This is a genomic window from Fictibacillus nanhaiensis (assembly GCF_036213205.1).
Lineage (GTDB): Bacteria > Bacillota > Bacilli > Bacillales > Fictibacillaceae > Fictibacillus > Fictibacillus nanhaiensis_E.
In genome coordinates this window covers 271809-287697 of the sequence record NZ_JARMFC010000006.1, presented here as the reverse complement: position 1 = coordinate 287697, position 15889 = coordinate 271809, and the positions used below count along the sequence as shown (strand labels likewise).

The 15889-nt window shown below is 38.0% G+C and carries 16 protein-coding genes; 3 read left to right on the top strand and 13 right to left on the bottom strand.

From position 1 onward, the window contains the following. Window positions 1-103: 103 nt before the first annotated feature. Window positions 104-1147, bottom strand: coding sequence for a M42 family metallopeptidase (locus P4V41_RS08435; protein WP_328084413.1), 1044 nt, complete (start codon window positions 1145-1147; stop codon window positions 104-106). A 113-nt stretch (window positions 1148-1260) separates the two neighbouring features. On the opposite strand from P4V41_RS08435, the gene P4V41_RS08430 reads away from it, so the two are divergent. Next, window positions 1261-2124: a hypothetical protein gene (locus P4V41_RS08430; RefSeq protein ID WP_328084412.1), complete on the top strand. Its 864-nt coding sequence runs from the start codon at window positions 1261-1263 to the stop codon at window positions 2122-2124. Here the strand turns inward: P4V41_RS08430 and P4V41_RS08425 are convergent. The 10 genes from P4V41_RS08425 to P4V41_RS08380 form a co-directional block, all read right to left on the bottom strand. After that, window positions 2105-2830, bottom strand: coding sequence for an HAD family hydrolase (locus P4V41_RS08425; RefSeq protein ID WP_328084411.1), 726 nt, complete (start codon window positions 2828-2830; stop codon window positions 2105-2107). The two genes, P4V41_RS08430 and P4V41_RS08425, sit on opposite strands and share 20 nt — an antisense overlap. Window positions 2831-2832: 2 nt before the next feature. Further along, window positions 2833-3009 (bottom strand): hypothetical protein, encoded by a 177-nt coding sequence (locus tag P4V41_RS08420; protein WP_328084410.1) that lies wholly within the window; start codon window positions 3007-3009, stop codon window positions 2833-2835. A 43-nt stretch (window positions 3010-3052) separates the two neighbouring features. Next, window positions 3053-3658, bottom strand: a complete 606-nt coding sequence (locus P4V41_RS08415; protein WP_328084409.1) for a molybdenum cofactor guanylyltransferase — start codon at window positions 3656-3658, stop codon at window positions 3053-3055. After that, on the bottom strand, window positions 3643-4428 hold the full coding sequence (locus tag P4V41_RS08410; RefSeq protein WP_328084408.1) for a DUF92 domain-containing protein: 786 nt from the start codon (window positions 4426-4428) through the stop codon (window positions 3643-3645). Before P4V41_RS08410 ends, P4V41_RS08415 begins: the two co-directional genes overlap by 16 nt. Continuing rightward, the gene (locus P4V41_RS08405) at window positions 4429-4986 is read right to left on the bottom strand and encodes a 5-formyltetrahydrofolate cyclo-ligase (RefSeq protein ID WP_328084407.1); all 558 of its coding nucleotides are present in this window, start codon (window positions 4984-4986) and stop codon (window positions 4429-4431) included. 108 nt (window positions 4987-5094) lie between these two features. After that, window positions 5095-5244 (bottom strand): 50S ribosomal protein L33, encoded by a 150-nt coding sequence (rpmG, locus tag P4V41_RS08400; RefSeq protein WP_066242361.1) that lies wholly within the window; start codon window positions 5242-5244, stop codon window positions 5095-5097. A 99-nt stretch (window positions 5245-5343) separates the two neighbouring features. Then, on the bottom strand, window positions 5344-7326 hold the full coding sequence (locus tag P4V41_RS08395; RefSeq protein WP_328084406.1) for a glycoside hydrolase family 15 protein: 1983 nt from the start codon (window positions 7324-7326) through the stop codon (window positions 5344-5346). 3 nt (window positions 7327-7329) lie between these two features. Continuing rightward, window positions 7330-9741 (bottom strand): sugar phosphate nucleotidyltransferase, encoded by a 2412-nt coding sequence (locus tag P4V41_RS08390; RefSeq protein ID WP_328084405.1) that lies wholly within the window; start codon window positions 9739-9741, stop codon window positions 7330-7332. After that, window positions 9741-12545, bottom strand: a complete 2805-nt coding sequence (locus P4V41_RS08385) for a 1,4-alpha-glucan branching protein domain-containing protein (RefSeq protein WP_328084404.1) — start codon at window positions 12543-12545, stop codon at window positions 9741-9743. The genes P4V41_RS08390 and P4V41_RS08385 overlap by 1 nt, the downstream gene beginning before the upstream one ends. A gap of 11 nt (window positions 12546-12556) precedes the next feature. Beyond that, window positions 12557-13198, bottom strand: coding sequence for a DUF4912 domain-containing protein (locus P4V41_RS08380; protein WP_328084403.1), 642 nt, complete (start codon window positions 13196-13198; stop codon window positions 12557-12559). A gap of 375 nt (window positions 13199-13573) precedes the next feature. Here P4V41_RS08380 and P4V41_RS08375 point away from each other — a divergent pair, with 375 nt between their 5' ends. Both P4V41_RS08375 and P4V41_RS08370 read left to right on the top strand, forming a co-directional pair. Next, window positions 13574-13765, top strand: a complete 192-nt coding sequence (locus P4V41_RS08375; RefSeq protein WP_328084402.1) for a hypothetical protein — start codon at window positions 13574-13576, stop codon at window positions 13763-13765. Window positions 13766-13783: 18 nt separating this feature from the next. Then, window positions 13784-14248: a hypothetical protein gene (locus P4V41_RS08370; RefSeq protein WP_328084401.1), complete on the top strand. Its 465-nt coding sequence runs from the start codon at window positions 13784-13786 to the stop codon at window positions 14246-14248. A gap of 136 nt (window positions 14249-14384) precedes the next feature. Here the strand turns inward: P4V41_RS08370 and phoU are convergent, their stop codons facing one another. Then, complete coding sequence (phoU, locus tag P4V41_RS08365; RefSeq protein WP_328084400.1) at window positions 14385-15044, bottom strand: phosphate signaling complex protein PhoU; 660 nt, start codon at window positions 15042-15044, stop codon at window positions 14385-14387. A gap of 25 nt (window positions 15045-15069) precedes the next feature. Continuing rightward, window positions 15070-15855: a phosphate ABC transporter ATP-binding protein PstB gene (gene pstB / locus P4V41_RS08360; RefSeq protein ID WP_419181299.1), complete on the bottom strand. Its 786-nt coding sequence runs from the start codon at window positions 15853-15855 to the stop codon at window positions 15070-15072. Between the last annotated feature and the right edge of the window lie 34 nt (window positions 15856-15889).

Here is a 15889-nt window from a genome sequence, read left to right as displayed (position 1 = left end):
CCTAGGTCAAATACGATCGATCGCTATAAACTCTTTTATTATTTCAATTGTGACATTGAATAAAAAAGAAAAACCCTTAGCTAATGGGCTAAGGGGTTAAAGGTTAAACTAGAGAAGACTTCAAATATGCGTAAATAAGCTCTGCTGTATTTTTTAATGACTTGATGTGTGTACGCTCAAAAGCATGAGAAGCATCAATCCCTGGTCCGACGAGTCCGTGCATAATATCAGCGCCAGCACGAATAGCTGCTGTTGCATCTGAACCATAGTAAGGATAGATATCTACTTTATATCCGATATTATGTTTTTGTGCTAAATCTACAAGGTGTTTTCTTAACCCATAATGGTAAGGTCCCCCAGAGTCTTTTGCACAGATACTTACTGTAAATTCATCTGTTGCCTGACCGTCACCGATTGCCCCCATGTCTACCGCTAAATACTCGACTGTTTCAGTTGGTATGTTCGAATTACCACCATATCCGATTTCTTCATTGTTACTGATCAAAAAGTGGGTTGTGTAAGGCAGCTTAATCGAATTTAACTTGATCTGTTTGATTACATGCATCAAAATCGCTACGCTAGCTTTATCATCAAGATGACGAGACTTAATAAATCCACTATCCATTTGTTCAAACCTTGGATGAAAAGAGACAAAATCTCCTACTGAGATTCCCGCCTCTTCGACATCTTTTTTAGTATGAAACTCTTCATCCACTCGAACGACCATGTTTTTCTCATTCCGTTTTAATTCGTTCATTCCTTTATATACATGAGCAGCTGTCTGATGCATCATGATCGTGCCGCTAAAGGTTTTTCCTGAATTCGTATGTATTGTACAATATTCACCTTCAATCGTATTCCAATAAAATCCGCCGATTAAGTCTAATTTTAGACGTCCATCGCTTTTAATCTCTTTCACCATAGCTCCTAATGTATCTACATGTGCAGTCAGCAGGCGGTGTTTCGAATCATCCTCACCTAAAATGGTAGCAATCACCGCGCCTTTGTTCGTTGTTTTGAATGACACCTGATTTTTTTCAAAGAATGATTTCATAAACTCGATTGCAGCTTCTGTATTACCAGACGGGCTTGGGATATGTACGAGTTCTTTAATGTAACTCACGATCTCTTCTGTTTGTATTTCCATTACACTAACCCCTTTCGCTTACCCTTTCATACCTTTTCTTGAACTTCCCTTCTAAATTGGACAGAATTGCATAAAATTTAGGAACAAGTTGTCCGAAAGGGAGGCTAATTTGTATGAAGTGGAAAATTTCAATTTATCTGTTAATTATTATACTTGTAATAGGTATCATCTACCAGCCGTTTGTCAAAAAAGAGGCACGTGAAAGTATAACGTTCTTTCCATTAGATAATACGTTCTCTTTTAAAAAAGCGGAAACGAAGCTATCTTTTCTAAATGGAACTTCATCAAAATATGACGTGCTTTGGAAGGTAAACTCAGAGACTTCTGAACGTGTTTATCTGAGACAGGATATTGCGATGATTTTTGAGAACGGAAGACTTAATAACAAGATGACAGAATGGAAAACATCCGCTTCAAAGATTGACCTAGAAAAAGACATTATTAGTTCAATACCGGGGCTATGGGAGGCTATCTCCTTCCACCAAGGAGAAATACACCTTAGTGAAGAGAAGTATCGGTCTGTACAGAGAATGAGCAATGATTTTTTATATACAGCAAAACTGGATCAAACGTTTTCAGGTTTTAAGATCGCTAAAGATAACGATGAACGAAAAGCTAAAAATGAACTCGATGAAAAAACAAATAAATATTTACAACAAACACTCACACAAACAACGAACTTCTATCAGATTGATCTTAACGATTATTACGTAATCTCATTAGAATCGCTAACGGATTATAATAGCAACCCACTACCTGGCTTCTCTCCATCCAAAAGTCAGGAGATTATCGGAAAGCTGTGGGAAGGTTTATACAAAAATTATTTTTTAGGAATCACTACAAAAAATGGACAAAAAGTAAGTCCAATAGGAAGTTCGATGCCTTTCATCTTAATCAGTAAAGACAAAAAATATCTATTCGTTCTCTTCCAAACATCAAACGGGGAGAACATCCAGCTCATTCAATACATCTTTTGATGGTCTCTATTAGTTCATTGCTGGAGTAGCAATTATGATGAGGATTATTGTCATTCATTACAGAAAGTCTCAATGGATTCCACCATATAGCAGTCCACTTTGCAAGAATAGCTGGGACCATATCTAATGAATAAGAATCACCAACATAGTAAAAGTCACATGCTGTCGTATTCTCTTTTACAAGATGGAAGATCTCCGGACTAGGTTTTGCCACTTTTATTTCCGATGAAATATATATCCGTTTATCGGGTATATGTAGTTGCAGTTGTTTTATTTTATTTCTTTGAACAATAGTACTTCCGTTAGTTATGATTCCGTATACGATCTCGTAACGAGTTAAGACTTGAAAGATATCACGTATCCATGAATAGGGTTCTACAAATAAATGTATATTCACTTCAAACAGTTGTTGAAATTTTTGTAATTCTAAATGACTAAAATTCCTTAATCCTGCTGCACGTAAGGAAGATAACAGACGTTTGCTTTGATATTCTTCTCGAGTAATCCTGTGATTTTCATACGCCTGCCAATAGGAATCACAAAAATACTTATAGTGGATAAACCATTTTTCTTCTATCTTCGTATTTTGCTCTCCAGAAGAATAGATGGAACGGAATGCAAATAAAGAAGCCTTCTTAAAGGAGGCTTCATAATCGAACAGCGTATTGTCAAGATCAAAGAAGAATGCTGTTTTTTTTGTTTGCATAATTAAATGATTTCATCCATCATTTTAGAACGCAAGCCAGGAAATGACATAGCACTCCCAACTAAGAAACGACGGATCAAAGGGTTACCAAGCGCGTTATTCATCAAACGGTATCTCATTCGGTAACCGAGCATAATAGCAAGGAATATCAAAAAGCTTTTTATCACAAATCCTTTCATGTGAAAACCTCCTTGTTACTACTTTCTGTTTGGATTGCATTTTTTATTCGTCACTTAGATTTAAAAGATCTTCTTTCGTGTTAACATTCTCGAAAAAGCGAGCCTCTTCTTTTTGTACCTCTATGTATTTCGTTTGTTTACTTTCTAATAAGGATAAAACCTTTAAGTTATCCATCATTAGATTCTTTTTTATTTCTGGTAGACATGTTCTCTTGTATAAGCCGTTAAGCGGATACACTTTTCCATTCAAAACGGGAACGATACAATCATACTTCGGATCCTCATAAACAAAACCCAACCATTTTCCGTACATATAGCTGGTCATTATAGGCATATCACAAGGGATGATCAAATAATAATCACCTTTCCTTTTCATCATCGCACTGTATATTCCCGCTAAAGGACCTTTGCCTTTAAAAGCTTCAACATCGGAAATGAGTTCTGCAGCATAAGAATGGTTTTGGTCTAATTTCTTTATCCATTCTTCACGAACGACAGCTACGAGCCCATCTGAATGTGGAGCGATTGCGTTCATCGCTTTTTCAAAAAAAGTAGTATCTCCCCATTTAGCGAACAATTTTGGACTGCCAAACCTTCTAGATTCACCGCCTGCAAGAACAACCCCTATAACAGTCAGCTCATGATCCATACGTATAAACCTCCCGCAATTAAACCACCAATGATTGTAGAAGAAAAGTTCACAAGATTGTTTGTAAAAAAAGGATACCCAAATATTCTTATTGTCTTAACCCCACAATGAACGTGACTTTCGGTTTCTCTTTTACAATTGGAACAAACGTACTTTTGTTCGAACCATGCCCCAAATAGTGTATCTGCGAAGTTCCCTAAGAATCCAGAGAAAGCAATACAAAACCCGATAGTAATAGATGAATCATAGAGTAAATAAAAGCTGAAACCTATTAAAGAAGCTCCTAACGCTGCTGCAATAGTACCTAGACTCGATATGGCACCTGATAAACCAGGTTCAACCTTTTTCCATTCTTTAATATGAAACGGTCTTTTCTTTGACAGGACGCCGATCTCTGAAGCCCATGTATCCGCGGTAGCTGTAGCAAAGGTAGCTGCGAACACAATAAGCCATACAGGATCTGAAAGGGTCAGGTGACCTATTGCTGCAAGTAGAGCTGCTCCACCATTAGCAAGTACTTGAAGAAGAGACCTCCCCTTTTTGTCTTCGGTGTGTAATGCGTCTTGATCCTGTTTCTTATCTTTCTTCCATTTAGTTAAAAGTGTGGAAGTTATGAAGAAGAGACCGAGTATGGTCAAACCTTGCCAACTAAACGCATGATAAATAATTACTCCCAATATAAACGCTGTTATACTTCCTGCGATCGTTAGCCATTTAAATAAAGCTGACAATATGGAAAGTAAAGCGATACCTCCAAGTATGAAGATCATCTACTTAAACCGTCCATCTTCCGTAATGATCGAATCAACAGGAATGTCATAGTTTTCATGTGGAAGGGAATCCGTAGTCTGCAAGGTGTAAGCAAGTGAAAGTTTAGAACCATCATATGAGTGTAAGTAGCGATCGAAATATCCGCCTCCATAACCAATTCTGAATCCTTCTTTATCAAATACAAGTCCTGGGACGAGGATCATGTTCATTTGAGACGGCTCTATGCACAAAGTAACATCTATCTTAGGTTCATATAGATCCATGTATACATTTTCTAGTTCTTCATAGGAATGAATTTTTCTGAACTCCATTTGTTTGTGTTCAGAGTAGCATTTTGGTACAGCGACAGTCTTACCTTCACGCCATGCTTGGTTTATGATGTACGAGGTATCTAGCTCAAATCCTCGTGAGACTGTAATACCAAAACAATCTGCTGTTTTCCATTCTTCTGTTTGAAATAAGAGATTAGATATTGCTTCGCTTTTTACCTTTCTTTCTTCTTTTCCCATTGAGAGCAACAATTGTTTTAGCGCTTTTCGCCATTGTGATTTATTCATGTATTAAACACCTCTATACCGTGATGAATATATCTTATCATGAGTTTGATTGCATGAAAAAACGCCTGATCCCTCATTTGCATGGGTCTCAGGCGCTTCTACGTGAAATTACTTCGTTTCACGGTGAACTGTGTATTTCTTTAAACGCGGGCTGTATTTTTTAAGCTCTAAACGGTCTGGATTCGTACGCTTGTTTTTTGTAGTGATGTAGTTACGATCACCAGTTTCAGTACAAGCTAAAGTAATGTTTACACGCATTGTTGTTTCCCTCCACATCTTTACCAAAGTACATTATCATGGTTACTAACAGTCATATTCTCTATTAAACCATACCATAACATGATAACAAATTCTTTTCTAACGAGCAAGTGAGTTTTGTGAAAGTTTCTCATAGACTTTCGTATATTCTTTAAGAACATCTATAAATGTGGCATGTGACCATGTGAGAGGAGCAACAGACAAAGCCTCTCCTGTAAATGGATGAAGTTGTTCTGGTAAGACACCTGTAGAAAAACTATGTTCGTGAACCCAACGTAAAATTTCATGCGGCCGCTCTAGATCTTGAAGTGATTTCGCACATTGAACATGCCATTTAGCAAGCCATAATGTACAGATTAGCCAAGGGTTCCCGGGCGCTCTAGTCATATCATGCGTTTGTTGAAAGTAATAATCATTCGTGTATCTTGCAATTCCACCTACACCGGATTTAATGCTCAACTCTTCATTCATCTGCTGCATCGTTCGAACAACACGTTCATCATCAGCAGGGTATACACCGAACGCAAAGAGAGCGTACATGCTAGATTCCATCGTGAAATCTTTTTTATAGGCGTTGTCATCGAGCAGATAGATCCCTCTTAAAAATCTTCCTGAACTCTCATCATACAAATGTTTTTCCATCCCTGCTTTTATTCGGTCTGCACCTTTCTTGTATCTCTCTGCACGATCATCCTCACCGAATAACGTTGCGAAAGAATAAGCAGCCATAAGACCACCATATACAGAGCTTGCTGTAAAGGTAAAGATTCCTCTTCTTTCTTCCCAAAGATCATAAGAAGGTAACGGAAGGTCTAGCTCTTCTTGCATATATTGAAGCAAAAATCTTGCACTCGGACGGACTAGTGACCGATAGAGAGATTGAGCAAACTCGATATCTCCTGTTTCTTTATAATGTTCCCAAAATGCCCATAGTACGAGTGCTGTTTCATCTTCTTGAATCGGCAATTGGCTAGACCCTTCTTTATCGATCATAGGATGCCATGATGATCCAATTGAACCGTCAGGGTTATATTTATGATGAAGATATCCCTCTTTTGTTAAAACATCCGCACATCTGCGATAGAAGTTCTTTACCATTCCATGAAATCCCGCTTTTGCGACTGCGGCTGCGATTAGCGCCCCATCTCTCGGCCACATGTAACTATAGTGATCTCGGTTATAATGCTGAATATCGGAATCATTCGCAGCTATAATATAACCGTTCTCATTGGTTTGAGTTCGAATGATAAGTAAGCTTCTGTTATAAAGATCAAGAAGTTCATCAGAAAGGTTGCACGGATTGATCTTTGTTTTGTTTACCCATCTCCTCCAATACACATCGATCTTATCTAATGTTAAAGATGGGCCGATCTCCATGAGGTAATCATAGAGCGAGAATACTTCCTCTCTACTTTTGCCTACGGTTAGAGCATAGTTCACGTCTCCTTTTCCGTGTGGAGGAACTATCCCTTGAACCGAAAAAGTACTATCCACTGACCCTTGCGCGATAGGATTCACATGAAGATGACCATCTTCTGCATCTCTCCATGTTCCTTCTGCACTTAAGAATCGTTTAACCCCTGTTGTATACTGATCAATTCCCTTTTGATCGAATGAAGCTGCAAACAAAAAGTAACGATTCTTTTTATAATGGATGATTACAGATTTTTCAGGATCAAAGTAAGCTGTGTCACCCACTTCATTCTCATAAATAGATAGATCTTGGTGAAAGAAAAGTTTGATTCTTTTTTCTTCATTGGATTCGTTTAAAACGGTGATTCTTCGCATAAACATATTTTCTCTTTGATGCACAGCATCTTCAATCTTTAGCGTTATGCCTTCTTTTTTGTTCTTTGCGTATGAGAGTGTAACGAGCGAGTCTAAATGATATCCGGGCTCGATTACCCATTCCTTTGAAGAAAGCCAAGAAAAGGAGCCATTGATACTGGCTCCTAGACGATTAACATGCCCCTGCACATGATTTTGCTGACCGACGTAAGGAAAATAGATGTCTCTGATCTGCAAATATTCATCTAAATTGATCAACAATTTCCCATTTCCTATAACCAAATGTCTTGGCATCTGTTACACCTGCTGATACAACTGTATTTTTTCAATATATTGTGATGCCGCTTGTTTCGCTTGTTCAGGGTCTATATTTTGGGAGTATACTGTGAAAACAGGTTGTTCTACGTCTGGAAGGATTAGCGTCCAGCCACCTTCAGGATGGAAAACTTTAATACCATCAAGCAACTCCACATTGTTATCACGGATATCTTCCATAAGCCTGCGCATTACTCGGCCTTTCTTATCTTTTGGACAAGGTACATATTCTCTTAACATATGCACATCTGGAAGCATCTTTACGAGTTCAGATAATGTGATCTTCTGCATCGCCATGATCTCTAAGATATGAACAAACGCGTATTGAGCATCGTATTGATAATTAAGAACCCCATCACCTACTTCCATGATAGAACGTGGGTTAGCTTTCGTGCGAATCAGCTTTCCTTTTAAACGTTCTGCGATGGAATCCAGAGCAGATGATCCATATACAGGGATAGCCATCTCTTTTTGCTTCCCTTGAGAAAATGCTGTGAAAACATAAAGAGCAAGCATAGTCTCTTCATCCAACACTTCACCTGTCTCCGTTATGAGACGCAATGTTTCACCCGCTTCTCCGATCAAAACACCGATATTAGCATTTGTTACTCTTACAAAGGATGCCATTTCCTCTGGTTTCGTTTGATATGGCGCGGTAAGGATTTCACAGTTCAGTCGATTATAAAGATTAGGAATAAAGTTTAGATAAGGCTGGTGGTTGTAATTCACCACAACTCTAAACTTGGCTTCTTGAATACCCTTTTCCTGTATTTCTTCTAAAAGAGCGGAAATATAATCTTCATGTTTATTCGCCTGTACGGCACCTTTTCCAATACGATCAAAAGATGCACGTCGATAATCTTCCTGCCAATACGCATTCTCTATCTTTCTTTCAAGATCTGAGTGAATCGGAAGTCCTTTATTATCATAGAATTCGATCATCAGTTGTTTCTCTCCCGTGGGATTTGAGAATCTTACGTAAACACCGCCTTCTAAACGTTCTTCTTCGATAGAGAAACGGACGACCGGTGCAACAGTAGGACTAATATCAAGCGTGTGCACCCCGGAAGAATGAAGTCCTTGAATAAAAGATTGTTTAATCATAACCGAAAAGTCATGCGAGTCACTTGCGATGATGATCTGTGAGCCATAAGGAAGTACAGCTCCATAAGCTGATGCTAGTCTTGCGATATAATCTGGTGTAATCTCAACGTTTGCGATTCCAGAAACGCCTCTAGATCCAAACAAAGATTTTGTAGCTTTTTTCCCCCATACGATTGAGGTGTGAACAAGAGCTTCTTCAAAGATCTCTTTTTCTGGCCAGATCTTAACATCTGGCTTAAGCGTCGCGTTTTTACCGATTGTACAATGGTTACCTACTACAGCATGTTCAAAAATAGATGCGTCTTTTTCTACTTTTGTACCGTTCGCGATCGTTGCTCCTCTTAATTCACACTGATCTCCTACAAAAACATCGTTCCATAAGACCGTTTTCTTCAAAGAACTTCCTGAGCTAACTACGCTGTTCTTTCCAACTACAGATAGCTTTCCGATATGAGAGCCCTTCCTGATGACCGCTCCATCTGCAATGCTGACAGGTGCTTCGATTAAGGCTCCATCTTCAATAAACACATTCTCACCAATCCATACGCCCGACTCTTTTTCTTCCCCTGCAAAAGGTAGATCAACCAATCCGTTCAACATATCGTAATGAGATTGGCGATACTGCTGCAGGCTACCAATATCAGACCAATATCCCTCTGCTTGATAACCAAACAAATTTTTATCTTCTTTCATTAGTAGCGGAAACAAATCTTTACTAAAATCAACAGGTACATCTTTCTCAATATAATTAAACACTTCTGGTTCAAGTACATAGATACCCGTATTAACCGTATCACTAAAAACTTCATTCCAGCTTGGCTTCTCAAGAAACCGAATGATCTTTCCTTCTTGATTGGTCATAATCACACCATATTCTAATGGTGAATCAACTTGTTTCATAAAAATCGTAGCGAGCGAATCATTATCTTCATGAAATTGAATGCCTTTAGCAAGATTAAAATCTGTTAATGCATCACCGGAGATCACGATAAAACGCTCATCTAAAAATTCTTCAGCATTTTTAATGGATCCTGCTGTTCCGAGAGGAGAATCTTCAACAAAATAATGAAGGTTCACACCAAAATCGCGACCATCTCCAAAATAATTTTTGATTGCGTCAGGTAAATAATGAACGGTAACGGCGATATCTGTAATGCCAAATTTCTTAAGAAGCTCAATACCATATTCCATAACAGGTTTGTGAAGCATCGGCACCATTGGTTTTGGCATATTGCATGTAAGTGGTCTTAATCGTGTCCCTTTTCCACCAGCCATAATTACACCCTTCATTAAACAATACCTCCCACTTTTGTTGTTTGATTTTGTTCTGTCTCATATAGTTCTGATGTCTTTTCTGCGATAGAATCCCAACTGAAAACCGTTCTAGCTATTTCCTCGCCGTTCTTAGCTATGTCTTGGCAGCGTTCACGGTTGCTAAGGATATATTCAACAGCCCACACTATACTCTCTGGATCGTTAGGATATACTTTTAACCCTGTCTTTTCATGATCAATAATTTCTCTTAATCCCCCTGTATCAGAAACGATGGTCAGTTTTCCTGAAGCCATCCCTTCGAGCGCAACAATGCCAAACGGTTCATAATGACTCGGAAAAATAGCAGCATCAGCTTTTGCAAAATATTCATTTCTTTCCTCATCGCTAACGAATCCTGCTAGATGTACATATTCCTCTAAGCTCTTTTGCCTGATCATTTCTTTTAGTTCATCCAATAAAGGGCCTTTTCCAGCAATAACAAACCTGACTTTTCTACCCGAATTCCTTAATATATCTGCAGCCTCGATAATCGTTTGGAATCCTTTTTCTTTTACAACTCTGCCCACCGAGAAAAGAAGAAGTTCATGGTCATCGCGTTTCTTTTCTTCACTAGAAGGACTAGATCGATAAGTGATCTGCTCTGGATCAATGCCGTTTGGTAGAATTGTTATCTTCTCTTCCGGTATGCTAAAAACCCCTGTTAACTCATTTTTCATATAGTCACTGCAGACGATTAGAGTGTCTGACCCATCCATTAGTTCCCATTCCTTCTGATTGATCTCATATTGAAGGGGAGAAGTAATCCCGTTATTTCTGCCATGTTCTGTTGCATGAATGGTGGTGATTAAAGGAATGTTCAGTTCCTTTTTAATGGCTAGTGCCGAAACTGAAACGAGCCAATCATGTGCATGAATGCAATCAAAATCAAACTTATTTGCTAGAGCTAGTGCTTGTTCAGTGATGGCTAGATTCAAACTCCCTGTCCAATGGAAAAACGATTCAAAATTCGGCTGTTTTCCAGCTACACGGTATACATGAACACCATTATTTACTTCGTGTTCCGGATATCCCGGGACAGAAGAAGTAATAACATATACTTCCGTTCCTTGCTCTACCAATTTTCGGGATAGATCAAATACATGTCGGGCTAATCCCCCCACTACCATAGGTGGGAATTCCCATGAAAGCATTAATATTTTCTTCTTGCCCACCGCTTTTTGTTCGTTATATTGGGACGCCACGTACTCGTCATGTTTATTCTTAAAGAATTGCCACAAATCTTTTGTTCGTATGAAAGGGTATTGGTTTTCAAAATTTGCTATTTCATCTGGATGATACGTTCCATTTTCAATCGAACGATTCAGTTCATGGAACCTTTCAATATGTTCTTGAAATCTTGACTTTGCATATTCTGTGGCACTGTTACCTTCAATGATAAAAGCCCAATCAGAACTTGAAGCAAGCATCCATTCGCGAACCATCTGATCTGCATATCGTTCAACAACGATATTTGGTTTTTCATTTGAAAGACGTGCTGCGAGCTGAACCAGCTTTCTTTCACAATGATGCAGATGTCTATACATCCAAGCGTTTGACTCATTCAGCCATACTTCACCTGTTTGATTTCTGCCCCATGTTGAAAAGCATGGTCTTACAGTCTCTAAATCTTGATAGTGCCTTATTAAAAATTCTTGAGGTGTGATCCACGTGATGTTTTGTTCTGTTGAAACTTTCATGGATTGAAGTAAAAATTCTGGGCCTTCAAACCACCAATGTCCAAATAGCTCTGCATCAAATGGTGCAGTTATTAGTTGAGGAGGGTAAGATTGTTCGTTGGTATGTAGATATTCTGTAATGCGGTGACAAAAATCATAAGCATGACTCTGTACTTTATTCCATGCCCATTCTCTTTGGTACCAGTCTTTGTTCTCGGTTTTCCCAGTTATTCTCCAATACTTAAGACCCGTATCGACTCGAATCCCTTCCGGATGAATGAAGCTTTTTATATATTCATTGTCTCTCTCATAGGCAACGTCTCGATAAAACTCTCGATAATCAAAATCTCCTGGATAACCGACAGAAGAATTCCAAATCGTTTCTGAGATACATTGGTTACGCGAGAACAGTGCCACCCCATGAGGAGAGTAAACAGGGGCTCCGATTCCTTTAGATGGAACGGGCTTACTTCTGAGTAAAGTTTCTTCGTCTACAAATGTATATTGAATACCTGCTTCTGCTAACGCGATATCTACTCCGGGAGAGTAAGCACATTCAGGCAGCCAGAACCCTTTAGGCTTTTCACCAAAGTACTTTTCAAATGTTTGAACACCTGCAAAAATTTGAGCTCTAACTCCTTGTTCAGTTTGAACATAGGGAAGGAATGCGTGGGTTGCAGAGGAAGTAATGCAATTAACCTTCCCAAGATTCATATAGCGTTTAAAAGCATCTGTAACTTTACAATTGAATTCTTGATAGGTTTCCATAATTTTTTTATAGCGCTCTTCGTAAAAAGCAATAATCTTTTGTTCTTCCTGATTGGTAGAATGTTTTTTTTCTTTTTTTACAAGTTTTATCGTAAGGTCTAAATGTTCTAGATACCGTTTTTGTATGACTGGATCGTTCAGTAACTCCAATAAAGGGGATGAGAATGATAAGGTCCAAGACAGGTTTTCAGGCTGTTCTTCGAGTACCCATAACAACGGGATATATGTCTCAGTAAGTGCCTCAAATACCCATCTTTCCTCTAATCGATTCGCTTCTTTATGCCTCACATAAGGAAGGTGAGCGTGCAAGACTAATGAAAAATACCCGTTAGACATGTTTTACTCTCCTATCTAATTTTTTGATAATATGAATAAGTTGAAAAGTTTTCTAGCCATTCAGGTTGGTCTACAATTTGATGTTTCCATCTGTCAATCTTCTCATCATGTAAACTGTTATAAAGTGCAGGACTGGTCTCTGCAGGATTTGATCGTAACAGGGTAAAAAAACTGCCATCAAACGTACGCGTACCAATATCAGTGATATATGTTCTTCCAGGTTCTAAGGATTGAAGGAACCAATTGTTAGTCATAGGCGGAAGCTCAACCTCAAACGTACGATGAGCATTATGGCCAAAGAAATCAATGTCTGTTACGTCATAGATTTTCAACAGCGAAGGGAGATCTTCCCATTTCGTACGAAAATGCTGTTCGGCCATCTGTTTTGTTGATTGAGAAAAACTCCAATAAACATACAAGCTATCAGGGGTCCTTGGCATCAGATGAACATTCGTCTCTTCATATTCAAACGGCATCGTCCACTTCTCTTCTTTTAGAACGGGTTGAGATAGAAGTTCATGATTCGATGGTGTTTGCTGCTGTCGGTATTTATTCCAGCGATACTGGACCTTTCCTAAAGACATGTTCATTCTTTGTGCGATCTCTTGAAGAGTTAAACCATTCTCCTTTAGTTTTACAATATCTTCGATCAAGTTCATCACCTCATCCTAATTTATTATTCTAATAATCGAGTTTCTATTACCTTATTTTTTATTATCGTAGCACTGGATATTTTTATATACAATGTGTCAAAAAAGTCGAAAAATGGCGCTTCCTTACCCCACTTGAGATTTCCGAATATGTAAAGTTTTTGTAACCGATTTACTTCTCTGATTATTCTGTCTATTCGACAAAGTAAGACAAAAAATGTCGTTTTCATTGAAGTCACATCTACTTTTACATCTGGGGTGCTTGAGAATATAGTCGAATTGTAGTAATTTGTGTAAACTTTTGCGAAAAAACCTATACCACAGCAGAATACTATGTTATAAAAGTAAAGGGTATAGCTTTAAATTAGGGAGGATATTATGGAGTTTGCTATTTTTGGATTGTTACTAGTAGGTGTTATTCTTTTGATTCTTTCCTTTAGAAAAAACAAGGAAACGTCAGTTGAAACTCAACTTGAGAACTTTACTATTCAGTTAATGAAAGAAATCTATCAAATAAAAAAGAAACTAAAAGTTCTTGAAGACGAAATGATGATTAACGATAAGAACTAATTTGTGAGGGGTAATGGTATGACAAGCAAAAACCTTCGCGGATTTTCAGCAGGTATTATCCTTTCAACAGGAATTTTAGCTGGTTTTTATTATACGGCTGATGCTGATCAAACTTCTGAACTAACAGAAGAGTCGGTAGCTCAATATCTTTCTGAAAAAGGCGAATTAGCAATTTCAAAGGAAGAGTATTCTTCACTTAAAGATACTGAAACAGTTGCGGCTCCGGTCGCAAAAGAAGAACCAAAAACTGTTCCTCCAAAAGAGGAAGAAAAAGTTTATCAGATGACTTTAACGATTACTCAAGGAATGAGCACTGGAGAAGTATGCGACCTTCTGCAAAAAGAAAACATAATTAAAAATAGCGATGAGTTCTTAAAATATTTGCGCACAAATAATTTAGAAGGTGCAGTTAGAGCTGAATCTCACCAAGTAAACAGTAAGATGAGCTTTGATGAGATCGCGAAAGAAATTACAAGTTCATAAATGTACATAATAAAGAGCAAGCACTGAGTGAGAGAGATTCAGTGCTTGCTCTTTTATTTAAGGGTATAGCTTTTTTATAGATGCCTAGTAAAGGTAAAGGAATACAAGTGAAAAAGCTACTAATTAAAAGATAAGCTTAATCGTTTAGACCGTATCTTTTTCCTTTTACTAAAAATATAATGCTTTCTGCGATATTCGTAGCGTGGTCAGCAGTACGTTCGATATACCTGCACACAAACAGAAGCTGACTGATCTGCGATAGGTGTTCTGGATTTTTTGTCATAAGCTCTAAGAGTTCTTTTATTATCTTTCCGTAAGTTTCATCAACAAAATCATCTAGTTCAGCAAGTTGTTTCGCTAGTGCTACATCTTCTTCCACGTATGCTTTTGTAGCTGTTGTAAGCATATGAATCGCATGATGAGCCATCTTAGGCAATTCCTCTAACGGTTTGATCAACTCTTGCTTACCTATACGAATTGTAGATTTGGCGATATTTACAGCAAAATCAGCCATTCTCTCAATATCAGATGAAATCTTGATCGCCGCAATGATTCTTCTTAAATCAGATGCAACAGGTGCTTGTTTAGCTATCAGTAAGATGGCCATATCGTTGATCTCATCTTCAAGTACATTGATTCGATTATCGTTTTCAATAATCTGCAAAGCTTTGTCGAGATCCTGATTTTTTAATGCTTCGACTGAAAGCTCTAAAGCTTCCTCTGCCAATTTAGAAATTTGTACGATCGATTGTTTCATTTCTTCTAATTGAAGCTGAAAATTTTCACGAACAACCATTCATCTCACTCCTATTCTCTTTTTATTAACCGAATCGTCCAGTAATATAATCTTCTGTACGCTTATCTGATGGATTTGAGAACAATGTGCTCGTGTCTGTATATTCCACTACTTCTCCATTTAAGAAGAAAGCAGTACGATCTGAAATACGAGCTGCTTGCTGCATATTATGCGTAACGATAACGATACTGTAATCCTTTTTAAGCTCTTGAACAAGTTCTTCAACTTTTAGTGTTGAGATTGGGTCAAGGGCTGACGTAGGTTCGTCCATAAGAATTACATCCGGCTCAATCGCAAGGCATCTTGCAATACATAGACGTTGTTGCTGACCACCAGAAAGACCGTATGCATTTTCATTCAGACGATCTTTAACTTCATCCCAGATCGCTGCACCTCTTAAGCTTTTCTCAACAACTTCATCTAATACTTTTTTATTCTTTATCCCATGAATACGCGGACCGTAAGCTACATTTTCATATATAGACTTAGGAAATGGATTCGGTTTTTGGAACACCATACCAACCTGTGTACGAAGTTCTTCTACACCATATTTAGGTTGGAAGATATTTTTGTCTCTATATACAATTTCCCCCGACATACGAACGATTGGAACCATCTCAACCATTCGGTTCAGCGTTTTAATAAATGTTGACTTACCGCAACCAGATGGCCCGATGATTGCAGTAACTTGCTTTTCAGGAATATCAAATTTAATATCTTTTAATGCATGATCTTGCCCATACCATAAGTTTAAGTTGTTTATCTTAAATACAGGTGTAAAATCCTGTTCTTTTTCACTCTTATTAACCATTTTTTTATTAATCGTAATATCCATGTTTTTTGTC